We start from the raw sequence: 13,482 nt of genomic DNA, 5'->3' as shown, positions 1-13,482 counted from the left end.
TTCACAGAGAACCAATGTATGATGAGAATTTGGTAAGTATCATTATCTGTTACTACTTCATTATAGATGTTTTAATCGACATCCGGCTCAAGACCGTTAACTTATGTAGAGTAAAGTTTTTTCATTGTTATAGAAATAACTTTAATTAGGGTGGTACCACGAAGACCTCGTCCCTTTTAGGGATGGGGTCTTTTTGTTTTTACATTTGTAATTATGTCTTTTTCGCTATGATTTAAGGCGAGTATAAATAGGAGGAATTTAAATGGATCAAATAAATATTACTTTTCCAGATGGTAATGCGAAAGCGTTTGAAAAAGGAATTACTACTGAAGAAATTGCACATTCAATCAGTCCAGGTTTAAGAAAAAAGGCAGTTGCAGGTAAAATAAACGGACAACTTATTGATTTAACAAGCCCTATTGAAACAGATGGTGCAATTGAAATTGTAACACCCGGTAGTGATGAAGCTTTAGAAGTTTTACGTCATTCTACTGCACATTTAATGGCACAAGCATTAAAACGTTTGTACGGAGATGTGAAATTTGGCGTAGGTCCAGTAATTGATGGTGGTTTTTATTATGACTTTGATATGACTGAAAGTGTGTCATCCGATGATTTTGAAAAAATCGAAAAAACAATGAAACAAATTGTTAATGAAAATTATCCTATAGAGCGAAAAGTAGTTTCGAGAGACGAAGCTAAAACATTTTTTGCAGATGATCCATATAAGTTAGAATTAATAGATGCCATTCCAGAAGATGAAAATGTTACCTTATATTCGCAAGGTGAATTTACTGATTTATGTCGTGGTGTTCATGTACCGTCTACTTCTAAAATTAAAGAGTTTAAGCTTTTATCAACTGCAGGTGCATATTGGCGCGGAGACAGCGATAATAAAATGCTTCAACGTATATACGGTACTGCTTTTTTCGATAAAAAAGATTTAAAAGCTCATCTACAAATGTTAGAAGAACGTAAAGAACGCGATCATCGTAAAATTGGTAAAGAGCTAGAATTATTCTCAAATAATCAATTAGTAGGCGCTGGGTTACCATTATGGTTACCAAATGGTGCAACAATTCGCCGTGAAATTGAACGATATATTGTAGATAAAGAAGTGAGCATGGGTTATGATCATGTTTATACACCTGTGATGGCTAATGTAGATTTATATAAAACATCAGGACATTGGGATCATTATCAAGAAGACATGTTCCCAACTATGAAATTAGATGAAAATGAAGAAATGGTGCTAAGACCTATGAACTGCCCTCACCATATGATGATTTATGCTAATAAGCCACATTCATATCGCGAATTACCAATTCGAATTGCTGAGTTAGGTACAATGCATCGTTATGAAGCAAGTGGTGCTGTTTCTGGGTTGCAACGTGTTAGAGGAATGACTTTAAATGACGCCCATATTTTTGTAAGACCAGATCAAATAAAAGAAGAATTCAAACGGGTTGTTAATTTAATCGTCGATGTTTATGAGGACTTTGGGTTTGAAAATTATAAATTCCGCTTAAGTTACAGAGATCCAGAGGATAAAGAAAAGTATTTTGATGATGATGAAATGTGGAACAAAGCAGAAAGCATGTTGAAAGAAGCGGTTGATGAACTAGGTTTAGCATACGAAGAAGCTATTGGTGAAGCGGCATTTTATGGTCCTAAATTAGATGTTCAAGTACAAACAGCTATGGGTAAAGAAGAAACGTTATCAACAGCACAATTAGACTTTTTACTACCTGAAAAATTTGAATTATCATATATAGGAAAAGATGGTGAACAACATAGACCTGTAGTCATCCATCGTGGTGTTGTTTCGACAATGGAACGCTTTGTTGCATTTTTAACAGAAGAAACTAAAGGTGCTTTCCCTACATGGTTAGCGCCAAAACAAGTTGAAATTATTCCTGTAAATGTCGACTTGCATTATGATTACGCTAGACATTTGCAAGATGAACTTAAATCACAAGGGGTAAGAGTCGAGATAGACGACAGAAATGAGAAAATGGGATACAAAATTAGAGAAGCTCAAATGCAAAAAATCCCTTATCAACTTGTCGTTGGAGATAAAGAAATGGAAAATAATGAAGTGAATGTTAGAAAATATGGTTCTCAAGATCAAGAAACGGTTGAAAAAGATGAATTCATTTGGAACTTAGTTGATGAAATAAGATTGAAAAAACAAAGATAACCTTGAAAGTAATCTTGAAATCATGTATATTAAATCTTAGTGAAATAAAAAAATAAAAAAATTGAGTTAGAGGTTGCGTTTTTAATCAGTAACAATCCGGAAGCTATTTGGAGCGTATGTAGGATTTGTGAAAGGTAAAAATGCCGAAACCAAAAGCGACCACTTGCGCTATTGGTTGGGTCAGTTTTCGAAAGGGACTGCACTGTCACATATGTGATGTGCTACCTATATAAATGCTATTACTAAAATGGTTGCATATCTAATAGGTATGCAACCATTTTAGTTTAGGTTAATGATTATTATTCATACTAAAACAGGAAATTTATAGCAAATTGATTAAATAACATGTATATTCAAATATTCATGTTAATAAAAACTATAAAAGTATAATTATAATCGCATAGTAAGTTGGCCTCTAAGTTTAAAAGAAAGGGAGCATCTATGGCAAAAGAAGGAAATCAAAATAATGGAGTTAAAAGAGGACTAAAAGATCGTCATATATCCATGATAGCAATTGGTGGTTGTATTGGTACTGGTTTGTTTATGACTTCTGGCGGTGCAATTCATGATGCAGGTGCCTTGGGTGCATTACTTGCATATGCAATTATTGGTGCAATGGTATTTTTCCTTATGACATCTTTAGGGGAAATGGCTACTTATTTGCCTGTGTCTGGGTCATTTAGTACATATGCTACACGTTTCGTTGATCCCTCTCTTGGTTTTGCCTTGGGGTGGAATTATTGGTTCAACTGGGTTATTACAGTTGCTGCGGACGTTACAATTGCTGCACAAGTGATTCAATATTGGACACCACTTTCAGGTATACCAGCATGGAGTTGGAGCTGTTTGTTCTTAATGATTATATTTGGACTAAACGCATTGTCTGTTAGGGTATATGGTGAAAGTGAATACTGGTTTGCACTAATTAAAGTTGTTACAGTAATTATCTTTATTGGAATTGGTCTACTTACTATCCTAGGTATTATGGGTGGAGAATTCGTAGGTTTTGACACATTTACTAAAGGTGGTGGGCCAATTCTTGGTGACGGATTAGATGGTAGTCTTCTAACAATCCTAGGGGTATTCTTAGTTGCAGGATTCTCATTCCAAGGTACTGAATTAATCGGTATTACAGCTGGTGAATCAGAAAACCCAGAACGAGCAGTACCTAAAGCAATTAAACAAGTGTTTTGGAGAATCTTGATTTTTTATATATTAGCAATTTTTGTAATCGGTATGTTAATACCATATGATAGCTCGGCGTTAATGGGCGGTGGAGATGATATTTCAACTTCGCCATTTACATTAGTATTCCAAAATGCAGGTTTGGCTTTCGCAGCTTCATTTATGAACGCGGTTATTTTAACATCGGTATTATCAGCGGGTAATTCTGGAATGTATGCATCGACGAGAATGTTATACTCTATGAGTAAAGATAAATTAGCTTATCCAATTTTTGGTAAAACAAATAGAAACGGTGTTCCATATGTATCGCTAATCACGACAGCAATCATTGTCGTAGGTATCTTTATATTACAACATTTGAGCGGTGACGCTTATGAATATATCGTTGCTGCAAGTGGTATGACTGGCTTTATCGCATGGGTAGGTATAGCAGTAAGTCATTATAGATTTAGAAAAGCATTTGACAAACAAAATTATGACAAATCTAAATTAAAATACAAAGCTAAATTATTCCCATTTGGCCCAATCTTTGCTGGTATACTTTGTGTGTTAGTCATAATTGGACAAGATGTTGATTTTATCAAAACAGGTGAATTTAACCTAAATCGTTTTGTAATCACGTATATGGGTATTCCAGTATTTCTTGCTTTCTTTATTTATCATAAATTGCGTTATAAAACTCGAATGGTTCCATTAGAGAAAGTAAACTTACATCAAGATGTAGATATGGACGAAATTAAATAATAATTAAAATAAACTGTTGACTTATATGAATATTGTTGCTAAGATAGGTAATATTGAATACGAAACGAACCAAGTAGAAGCTCCCGCTTCTCACCTGTAGCGACGCTAAACGCAGTTGGCAGGTCTATATATACATGGAAATATCATGTGTAGAGAAGAGCGGGTATATTATATACTCGCTCTTTTTGCTTGGGATAATTTCGTAAAAATCTTGGAGGTGTCAACCATAGCAAAAGATCAGACTCAAGTTAACGAAAAGATTCGCGCAAAAGAATTACGTTTGATAGGGCAAGATGGAGAACAAATTGGTGTTAAATCAAAATCTGAAGCTCTAGAAATGGCTGAAAGAGTAGGTTTAGATGTAGTCTTAATGGCTCCAAACGCTAAACCACCTGTTGCAAGAATTATGGATTACGGTAAATACAAATTCGAACAACAGAAAAAAGAAAAAGAAATGAAGAAGAAACAAAAAACTATCAACCTTAAAGAAATTCGCTTAAGTCCAACAATTGAGGAACATGATTTCCAAACTAAATTGAAAAACGGACGTAAGTTCTTAGAAAAAGGCGATAAATGTAAAGTTTCTATTCGTTTCAGAGGACGTGCGATTACGCATAAAGAAATTGGTCAACGCGTTTTAGAGAAATTCGCTGAAGAATGTAAAGATATCGCAACTATTGGGCAAAGACCTAAAATGGACGGCCGTCAAATGTTCATTATGCTTAACCCAATAAACGAAAAATAATATTAGATAATACAGGAGGAATTGAATCATGCCTAAAATGAAAACACACCGTGGAGCTGCTAAACGTGTTAAAAGAACTGCTTCAGGTCAATTAAAACGTTCAAGAGCTTTTACTTCACATATGTTTGCAAATAAAACGACTAAACAAAAACGTAAATTACGTAAAGCTTCATTAGTACACAAATCAGACATGAAACGTGTAAAACAATTATTATCTTATAAAAAATAATTGACGAGTTAGCGTGAGAAACAACGAAAATATTAAACATGTACACATTTTAAGGAGGAATTTATTATGCCACGAGTAAAAGGTGGAACAGTAACAAGAGCTCGTCGTAAAAAGACGATTAAATTAGCTAAAGGTTACTTCGGTGCAAAACGCACATTATACAAAGTTGCAAAACAACAAGTAATGAAATCAGGACAATACGCTTTCCGTGACCGTCGTCAAAGAAAACGTGACTTCCGTAAATTATGGATTACACGTATTAATGCTGCAGCACGTCAACATGATATGAGTTATTCAAGATTAATGAACGGCTTGAAAAAAGCTGATATCGACGTTAACCGTAAAATGCTTTCTGAAATCGCAATTTCAGATGACAAAGCTTTCGGTGAATTAGTAGCTAAAGCTAAAGAAGCTTTAAAATAATTTTTAAAATAAAGCCTGGGACACCATATTGTCTCAGGCTTTTATGTGGTATTGGCAATGTGTAAGTACTTTAAAATAGTGGTGCTTGAACAAATACCAATATATTAATTATTTTTTTAACTCAGAGATTGGAATATGTGATAATTAAAATTTCACTGCTGGTTAGCGCTTTGACATTAGTATTATTTTGAGATACTTAAATGTTTTGATAAAATAACAAAGAAGTCACACATGAAGGAGAAACTAATGTCTAAATTTGATGAAATGATTACAGTTGTACCAAGAAAAATTTTATTTGATAATGAAAATAATCAATTTAATGGATTTTTAGATAAAAATTCGAATAAAGGGCAAGACATTTTTGAAACATTATCGAATTATGAAATTAAACGTCGTGGTGATATGGAGGAAAATCCAAGTTATAAACAACTTATTTCATATTGTATATTAGAAAATGAACACGATGAAATTTTGGTTTATGAACGTCTAGCTGGTGGTGGAGAAACGCGTTTACACGGGCAATCATCTATCGGTGTTGGTGGACATATGAATGACGTTAAAGGGGCCGAATCTATTAATGAAGTGCTCAGAGTGAATGCTCAGAGAGAATTAAATGAAGAAGTAGGACTTTCTGAAAGTAAATCACAAAATTTAGCATACATAGGCTTTATCAACGATGATACAAATGAAGTCGGTGAAGTTCATTTAGGTGTTGTATTTAAGATAAATGTTAATAGTAATGATGTAGAAGCAAAAGAAACAGACACTTTAAAAATTAAATGGGTCAATCATAATAAAATAGATAATTATGATGACTTTGAAACATGGAGTGCACTCATTTTACAGGCAATACAATAGAGGTGTTGATTAATGTCTGATATCATTCCATTTCCACGATCAAAAGAAAAGTTGATTAGAGAAATTAAGCAAGCTTTTAATGAAAATAATTTAGCACAAGCCTATGATTTGTTTGAGTCATTAGAAGCTCAATTCGAACTTGATGAACAAATGGCGCTTTTAAAATGTGCGATGCTTTTTAAAATGGAACATTATTTAGAATTACGTGAAGAAGCAATCATTTTATTAAAACAAGGTATGTCCAATTATGATGATTTAATGATTTACTATGTACAAAGCTTAAATGGCTTGGGGCAATATTTTGAAGTTGTCGAAATCATTAACCAAATCATAGATGAAGTTAACGATCATAAAACTAGAATGGAACTGTTTCCAATCAAGGAATTTGCATTAAGCCAAATTGATAAACATAATGAACATGCAGCTCAAATGCTACAAAATTTTGATACATTAACAATTAAAGAACAAGTTAATATTATGTTGACGCTGATAGACCATAGTCAATATCGTTACCAAGAAACAGTCATCCATTTGTTGAACGCGTTAGAACTTGCGCCAAATGTCGTAAGTATTATGTTGGAATACTTGCGATTTGCAAAAAATGATCAAACGATTTCTATTCATAAATATGGATATGAAATCGATGTGATTCCACGTAATCTTGAAGGATTAGAACAAACTTTATTTAAAACTGAAATCATACCTAATGTACTAAAACAACTAGAAGATGGTGCAGCACAACTTGTAGAGGAAGCACTTCACTTGCTGAATAATCATGCCATTTTACTCTATCCATTAAATGTTGAAAGTATTGCAACTAAGCAAACTTGGATAGAAGGTTACACAAATTATTTCAAATCTATGGTCGGTTTAGAAAGTTTTGATGAAACGAATCATGTGCTTACATTCATCGTGTCGCTAGATAAAGAAAAATAGGTTGTTTTATCATTAACTTATATCAAAATTGGGTAATGAGGTTAAGAGGTAATATAAAATTATAATAAATTTCAACTTTTTATTTATTATTCATATAAAATTCATAATTTGTGTCGAGCTTTGACGTGTGCTATAATAATGAAGTTGAAAAAAATAAAATAGGATAATCATGGAGGTTTTTATACATGACAGCAACTTGGGAAAAAAAGGAAGGTAACGAAGGCGTTTTATCTGTTACTGTTCCAGCAGAAAAAGTAGACAAAGCAATTGATCAAGCTTTCAAAAAAGTGGTTAAACAAATTAATGTGCCAGGATTCCGTAAAGGGAAAGTACCTCGCCAAATTTTTGAACAACGCTTTGGTGTAGAAGCATTGTATCAAGATGCAGTTGATATCTTATTACCAGAAGCATATGGTGAAGCTATTGACGAAACTGGCATTAAACCAGTTGATCAACCAGAAATCAATGTAACATCAATTGAAAAAGGTAAAGACATGACATTTGAAGCAAATGTTGTAGTTGAACCTGAAGTTGAACTTGGTGATTACAAAGGTTTAGAAATTGAAAAACAAGATACTGAATTAACTGAAGAAGAAGTACAAGAATCAATCGATCATCAACTTGGACATTTAGCAGAAATGGTTGTTAAAGAAGATGGTGCAGTTGAAAACGGTGATACTGTAAACATTGACTTTGATGGTTATGTAGATGGCGAACAATTTGAAGGTGGACAAGCTGAAGGCTATGACCTTGAAATTGGTTCAGGATCATTCATTCCAGGTTTTGAAGAACAATTGGTTGGTGTTAAAACTGGTGAAGAAAAAGATGTTAATGTAACATTCCCAGAAGAATACCATGCTGAAGAATTAGCTGGTAAAGAAGCTACATTCAAAACAAAAGTTAATGAAATCAAATATAAAGACGTTCCAGAATTAAATGATGAAATTGCAAATGAATTAGATGCAGAAGCTAACTCAGTTGATGAGTATAAAGAAAACGTACGTAAACGTTTAGCTGAGCAAAAAGCTACAGACGCTGAAAACACTCAAAAAGAAGAAGCTATTAACAAAGCTACGAATAATACAACAATTGACGTTCCAGAAGCGATGATTAAAACTGAGTTAGACCGCATGGTTCAAGAATTTGGACAACGTATGCAACAACAAGGTCTTAATTTAGAAACATATTTCCAAATTTCTGGACAAGATGAGTCACAATTAAGAGAACAAATGAAAGATGATGCTGAAGAACGCGTTAAAACAAACTTAACGTTAACTGCGATTGCTGATGCTGAAGAAGTTGAAGTATCTGATGCTGACATCGATAAAGAATTAGAAAAAATGAGTGAACAATTTAATATATCTGTAGAAGATATTAAACAAACTCTTGGCAGTACAGACATCGTTAAAAATGATGTGCGTATCCAAAAAGTTATCGATATGTTAGTAGAAGAAGCGAAATTAGTAGAACCATCTAAAGATGACTCAGAAGCATAATTAAAAATATCTCAAGCATATTGTTTGTAGAAACAAAGAATAGTTGTTTAATATTGTAAACTAGTAGCAGATGCATTCAATTAATGTGTCTGCTACAATGTTTTGTGCAAAAAACTTGAGATTTATTCAAGTTGCATATTAAAATGCTATCTAGTATAGTCTTTAGGGAATAGGGGTGTAAATAGAATGTTCAAATTCAATGAAGATGAAGAAAATTTAAAATGCTCTTTCTGTGGTAAAGATCAAGACCAAGTTAAAAAATTAGTTGCAGGAAGTGGCGTATACATTTGTAATGAATGTATTGAGCTATGCTCAGAAATTGTTGAAGAAGAATTAGCTCAATCAGAATCAGAAGGACTAACAGAATTACCAACTCCTAAAGAAATTATGGACCAATTAAATGATTATGTTATTGGACAAGAAAAAGCTAAAAAATCTTTAGCTGTCGCAGTATATAATCATTATAAACGTGTTCAAAATTTAGGTCCAAATGAAGATGACGTAGAATTACAAAAGAGTAATGTTGCTTTAATTGGTCCAACAGGTAGCGGTAAAACCCTTTTAGCTCAAACTTTAGCTAAAACATTAAACGTACCTTTTGCAATCGCAGACGCTACGAGTTTAACTGAAGCTGGATATGTTGGCGATGACGTTGAAAATATATTGCTTCGCTTAATTCAAGCAGCTGATTTTGATATAGATAAAGCAGAAAAAGGTATTATTTATGTCGATGAAATCGATAAAATTGCTAGAAAATCTGAAAACACATCTATCACAAGAGATGTTTCTGGTGAAGGTGTACAACAAGCGCTATTGAAAATTCTTGAAGGTACGACTGCTAGTGTACCACCACAAGGCGGACGTAAACATCCAAACCAAGAATTAATTCAAATTGATACTACAAACATCTTATTTGTACTAGGTGGTGCATTTGATGGTATTGATGAAGTAATCAAACGTAGACTTGGTGAAAAAGTAATCGGATTTTCTAGTAGTGAAGCATCTAAATATGATGAAGATGCTATCTTAGAACAAATTAGACCTGAAGATTTACAATCATATGGTCTGATTCCAGAATTTATTGGTCGTGTACCAATTGTAGCAAATTTAGAAACATTAGATGTAGATGCATTAAAAAATATTTTAACGCAACCAAAAAATGCTTTAGTAAAACAATATACAAAAATGTTAGAACTTGATGATGTAGAATTAGAATTTACAGATGAAGCATTGTCTGCAATTAGTAATAAAGCAATTGAACGTAAAACAGGTGCACGTGGATTACGTTCAATTATTGAAGAAGCATTAATTGATATTATGTACGATGTTCCATCTTCTGATGGTGTTGTGAAAGTAGTAATTACAGAAGAAACAATTAATGAAGAAAAAGATCCTGAACTATACGATAAAGAAGGCAATCTTGTAAATAAGGAACAAACTTCTGCTTAATAAGACAGTTTTGAAATAAGGACCAAAGTCAACACATCAATTTATGAGTATTGGCTGTCCTTCAAGATTAGATTAACGTTGATATGATGTATAATTATCAAAGTTTCAAATGCGTCAACGGTAAAAATTCAAACTACGAGGCTGAGACATTTTTAATATGTCTTAGCCTTTTTCTTTTTAAAAGCAGTATAAATCATATAAAAATACATATAAATATGTGAAATTGTGTAATATAATAATGAAGTGACTTTAATAGAAAAGAGGGTCGGAAATGAAAATAAATCCTAATGAAATTGAATTATTAATAAGTGCGGTAAAGCCTGAGCAATATCCAGAAACCGGATTAAGTGAAGTTGGACTTAGTGGTCGCTCTAACGTTGGTAAATCATCCTTTATCAATAGTATGATTGGACGAAAAAATATGGCGAGAACTTCACAACAACCAGGTAAAACGCAAACACTCAATTTTTATAACATTGATAATCAACTGGTATTTGTAGATGTACCGGGCTACGGTTATGCAAAAGTAAGTAAAAAACAACGTGAAGCATTTGGAAAAATGATTGAAAAATATATTTCTCAAAGAACATCTTTAAAGCTTGTCATTCAGCTTGTCGATTTGAGACATAATCCGACTGAAGACGATATCTTAATGTATAATTATTTGAAGTATTTTGATATTCCGACATTAGTGATTGCTACAAAAGAGGATAAAATTGCTAAAGGCAAAGTACAGAAACATTTAGCAAACGTTCAACGAAAACTTGAAATGGAACCTGAGGATGAAATTATAAGTTATTCTTCTATCCAAGCGAATAAACAACAACAAGTCTGGAATATAATTGAAAAATATTTATAAAAAGCTTAAAAGGTCTTTAAATTGTATAAATTATGACAACTATTTGAATGTAAATTAGAATATTTCTAATTTACGTGCGCAAGATGCTTAACTCAAATGATAATTGTGTTATAATTTACTTATTGTAATATGTATGGAGGGCGTTATAAATGCATTTAATTGCGATAAGCATTAATCATCGTACAGCAGATGTAGCACTGAGAGAACAAGTTGCTTTTAAAGATGATGCCATACGTTCAGCTAATGTTGATTTATTTGAAACTAAATCTATTTTAGAAAATGTAATATTATCAACATGTAATCGTACAGAAGTATATGCGGTTGTTGATCAAATTCATACGGGTCGCTATTATATTCAACGTTTTTTAGCGAGAAATTTTGGATTTGATGTAGAAGAGATTAAAGAAATGACTGAAGTAACAGTGGGGGACGCAGCAGTAAAACATTTATTGCAAGTTACTTCTGGATTAGATTCTGTAGTATTAGGCGAAACTCAAATTCTTGGACAAATTAGAGATGCATTCTTTATCGCTCAAGAAGAAGATACAACTGGTACTATATTTAATCATCTATTTAAACAAGCGATTACTTTCGCGAAAAAGGCACATAATGAAACAGATATTGCAGATAATGCAGTAAGTGTTTCATATGCAGCAGTTGAACTTAGTAAGAAAGTATTTGGCAAAATTAATAATAAAAGCGCATTGATCGTTGGTGCAGGGGATATGAGTGAGCTGTCACTCTTAAATTTGATTGGTTCAGATGTAACTGATGTGACAATCGTTAATAGGACTGTCAGTAAAGCACAGAAATTAGCAATCTCACATGATGTTAAGTATGAATCTATGGAGGCACTGCCACAACTTTTAGCACATGCGGATATTGTGATCAGTTCAACGAGTTCAGATGAATATATCATTACAAATAGCATGATGGCTTCTATTCAATCACAACGGAAAAATGATTCACTCGTATTGATTGATATTGCGGTCCCAAGAGATATTGAACCAGGCATTGACACAAATCAAGATGTCTTTAGTTATGATGTTGACGATTTGAAAGGCTTAGTAGATGCTAACTTAAAACAACGTCAAAATGCGGCTGACGAAATTTCACAAAGAATTCCAGTAGAGATTGAAGCACATAATGAATGGGTTAATATGCTAGGTGTTGTTCCTGTTATTCGTGCACTTAGAGAAAAAGCGATGGATATTCAAGAAGACACAATGAGTAGTATTGACCGAAAACTTCCTGGTTTAACAGAAAGAGAACGTAAAATAATATCAAAACATACAAAAAGTATCATTAACCAAATGTTGAAAGATCCTATTAAGCAAGCGAAAGAGTTGAGTAGTGACAAAAAAAGTAACGAAAAATTAGAGCTATTTCAAAACATTTTTGACATTGAAGCAGAAAAAGCCTATCAACCAAAAAAGAAAAAACGTAATGTAGCTACAACAAGTCAAATTTTTAGTTTTGAATAAGCATATGCAAATGGTGATGATATGCAAGAATTTTCGTTCATTAGATTAAATGAACTTATATTATTAATTTATTTTTTTAGCATTGCTTGTTATTTTTATGATTTTTTGAAAAAACATCATAGCATTAAAATGATTGGTTTTGTTTCATTAGGGATTGTTTGGATGTTACAAACAGTCTCTTTATCTTTATATGTAAATGTAACGAAACAAATTCCATTAGGGAATATATTTGATGTGTTTTTTGCGTTAGCATGGCTTATTATTTCTATTTCCATAGTTATCAATGTGATTAAACAAATAAACTTATCCATATTTTTATTTAATATGATTGGTTTTTTATTCATTGCAATCAACACATTCCAACCTATGCAATATCAAAGTACCGGTGAAAAACTCAATATTATCAATGAATTGCTTATAGTGCATATTAGTTTGGCGGTCATTAGTTACGCATTATTTGCTTTTGCTTTTGTAAATTGTATCTTGTATTTAATACAATATAATAATTTGAAACAAAAACGATTTGATCAGAAATATTTTAGAATTGGTAGTGTGGCCACACTTGAACAAGTGGTATTCTACAGTAGTTTAATCGGTTTCATTTTCATAATATTAAGCATTGTACTGGGCGCGCAATGGGGATTTAATACTTTAGGTGTAAACATCATTATAGACCCTAAAGTTATTATGTCATCAGTCATAACATTGTTATATGGAATTTATTTGATTTTTAGAGTTAAAAAAATACTAACGAAGCATAAATTAATTTATTTTAATATCTTATTGTTTTGTCTTAGTATGATTAATTTATTTTTTGCTTCTCATATATCTGATTTTCATCAATGGACAGGTATTTATTGAAGCGTAAATTAAG

General features: G+C 32.5%; 12 protein-coding genes, 1 riboswitch and 1 other annotated feature. All 12 genes read left to right on the top strand.

Annotated features, from left to right (window positions below):
• Positions 1-262: 262 nt before the first annotated feature.
• The 12 genes from thrS (at position 263) to ccsA (ending at position 13,469) form a co-directional block, all read left to right on the top strand.
• Positions 263-2,200 (top strand): threonine--tRNA ligase, encoded by a 1,938-nt coding sequence (thrS, locus tag KA867_RS08705; protein WP_210137727.1) that lies wholly within the window; start codon positions 263-265, stop codon positions 2,198-2,200.
• A gap of 59 nt (positions 2,201-2,259) precedes the next feature.
• Positions 2,260-2,432, top strand: a riboswitch (Lysine riboswitch).
• Positions 2,433-2,641: 209 nt separating this feature from the next.
• Positions 2,642-4,129, top strand: a complete 1,488-nt coding sequence (locus KA867_RS08700) for an amino acid permease (protein ID WP_019468475.1) — start codon at positions 2,642-2,644, stop codon at positions 4,127-4,129.
• A 65-nt stretch (positions 4,130-4,194) separates the two neighbouring features.
• Positions 4,195-4,323 (top strand) — a sequence feature (ribosomal protein L20 leader region).
• A gap of 23 nt (positions 4,324-4,346) precedes the next feature.
• Positions 4,347-4,874 (top strand): translation initiation factor IF-3, encoded by a 528-nt coding sequence (gene infC, locus KA867_RS08695; protein ID WP_037539866.1) that lies wholly within the window; start codon positions 4,347-4,349, stop codon positions 4,872-4,874.
• A gap of 28 nt (positions 4,875-4,902) precedes the next feature.
• Entirely contained in the window at positions 4,903-5,103 is a 201-nt protein-coding gene (gene rpmI, locus KA867_RS08690) for a 50S ribosomal protein L35 (protein ID WP_019468477.1), read from the top strand.
• Positions 5,104-5,169: 66 nt separating this feature from the next.
• Complete coding sequence (gene rplT, locus KA867_RS08685; protein WP_019468478.1) at positions 5,170-5,526, top strand: 50S ribosomal protein L20; 357 nt, start codon at positions 5,170-5,172, stop codon at positions 5,524-5,526.
• A gap of 246 nt (positions 5,527-5,772) precedes the next feature.
• On the top strand, positions 5,773-6,384 hold the full coding sequence (locus tag KA867_RS08680) for an NUDIX domain-containing protein (protein ID WP_210137726.1): 612 nt from the start codon (positions 5,773-5,775) through the stop codon (positions 6,382-6,384).
• A 12-nt stretch (positions 6,385-6,396) separates the two neighbouring features.
• The gene (locus KA867_RS08675) at positions 6,397-7,320 is read left to right on the top strand and encodes a hypothetical protein (RefSeq protein ID WP_210137725.1); all 924 of its coding nucleotides are present in this window, start codon (positions 6,397-6,399) and stop codon (positions 7,318-7,320) included.
• Between the two features lie 185 nt (positions 7,321-7,505).
• Entirely contained in the window at positions 7,506-8,816 is a 1,311-nt protein-coding gene (gene tig, locus KA867_RS08670; protein WP_210137724.1) for a trigger factor, read from the top strand.
• Positions 8,817-9,002: 186 nt separating this feature from the next.
• On the top strand, positions 9,003-10,265 hold the full coding sequence (gene clpX / locus KA867_RS08665) for an ATP-dependent Clp protease ATP-binding subunit ClpX (protein ID WP_019468482.1): 1,263 nt from the start codon (positions 9,003-9,005) through the stop codon (positions 10,263-10,265).
• Positions 10,266-10,536: 271 nt separating this feature from the next.
• On the top strand, positions 10,537-11,124 hold the full coding sequence (gene yihA / locus KA867_RS08660; RefSeq protein ID WP_107384314.1) for a ribosome biogenesis GTP-binding protein YihA/YsxC: 588 nt from the start codon (positions 10,537-10,539) through the stop codon (positions 11,122-11,124).
• A 149-nt stretch (positions 11,125-11,273) separates the two neighbouring features.
• The gene (hemA, locus tag KA867_RS08655) at positions 11,274-12,608 is read left to right on the top strand and encodes a glutamyl-tRNA reductase (protein ID WP_210137723.1); all 1,335 of its coding nucleotides are present in this window, start codon (positions 11,274-11,276) and stop codon (positions 12,606-12,608) included.
• A 21-nt stretch (positions 12,609-12,629) separates the two neighbouring features.
• The gene (ccsA, locus tag KA867_RS08650) at positions 12,630-13,469 is read left to right on the top strand and encodes a cytochrome c biogenesis protein (protein WP_210137722.1); all 840 of its coding nucleotides are present in this window, start codon (positions 12,630-12,632) and stop codon (positions 13,467-13,469) included.
• Positions 13,470-13,482 lie beyond the last annotated feature (13 nt).

It is taken from the genome of Staphylococcus sp. GDH8C109P (genome assembly GCF_017893405.1).
In the GTDB taxonomy this organism is placed as follows: domain Bacteria; phylum Bacillota; class Bacilli; order Staphylococcales; family Staphylococcaceae; genus Staphylococcus; species Staphylococcus cohnii.
Note: the sequence above shows the minus strand (reverse complement) of the source record. Positions and strands in the feature narration are given on the sequence as shown.

Coding starts and splice junctions, on each gene's coding strand:
- clpX (WP_019468482.1), top strand. CDS start 9,003: ATGTTCAAATTCAATGAAGATGAAGAAAATTTAAAATGCTCTTTCTGT.
- KA867_RS08700 (WP_019468475.1), top strand. CDS start 2,642: ATGGCAAAAGAAGGAAATCAAAATAATGGAGTTAAAAGAGGACTAAAA.
- ccsA (WP_210137722.1), top strand. CDS start 12,630: ATGCAAGAATTTTCGTTCATTAGATTAAATGAACTTATATTATTAATT.
- thrS (WP_210137727.1), top strand. CDS start 263: ATGGATCAAATAAATATTACTTTTCCAGATGGTAATGCGAAAGCGTTT.
- rplT (WP_019468478.1), top strand. CDS start 5,170: ATGCCACGAGTAAAAGGTGGAACAGTAACAAGAGCTCGTCGTAAAAAG.
- KA867_RS08680 (WP_210137726.1), top strand. CDS start 5,773: ATGTCTAAATTTGATGAAATGATTACAGTTGTACCAAGAAAAATTTTA.
- yihA (WP_107384314.1), top strand. CDS start 10,537: ATGAAAATAAATCCTAATGAAATTGAATTATTAATAAGTGCGGTAAAG.
- hemA (WP_210137723.1), top strand. CDS start 11,274: ATGCATTTAATTGCGATAAGCATTAATCATCGTACAGCAGATGTAGCA.
- tig (WP_210137724.1), top strand. CDS start 7,506: ATGACAGCAACTTGGGAAAAAAAGGAAGGTAACGAAGGCGTTTTATCT.
- rpmI (WP_019468477.1), top strand. CDS start 4,903: ATGCCTAAAATGAAAACACACCGTGGAGCTGCTAAACGTGTTAAAAGA.
- KA867_RS08675 (WP_210137725.1), top strand. CDS start 6,397: ATGTCTGATATCATTCCATTTCCACGATCAAAAGAAAAGTTGATTAGA.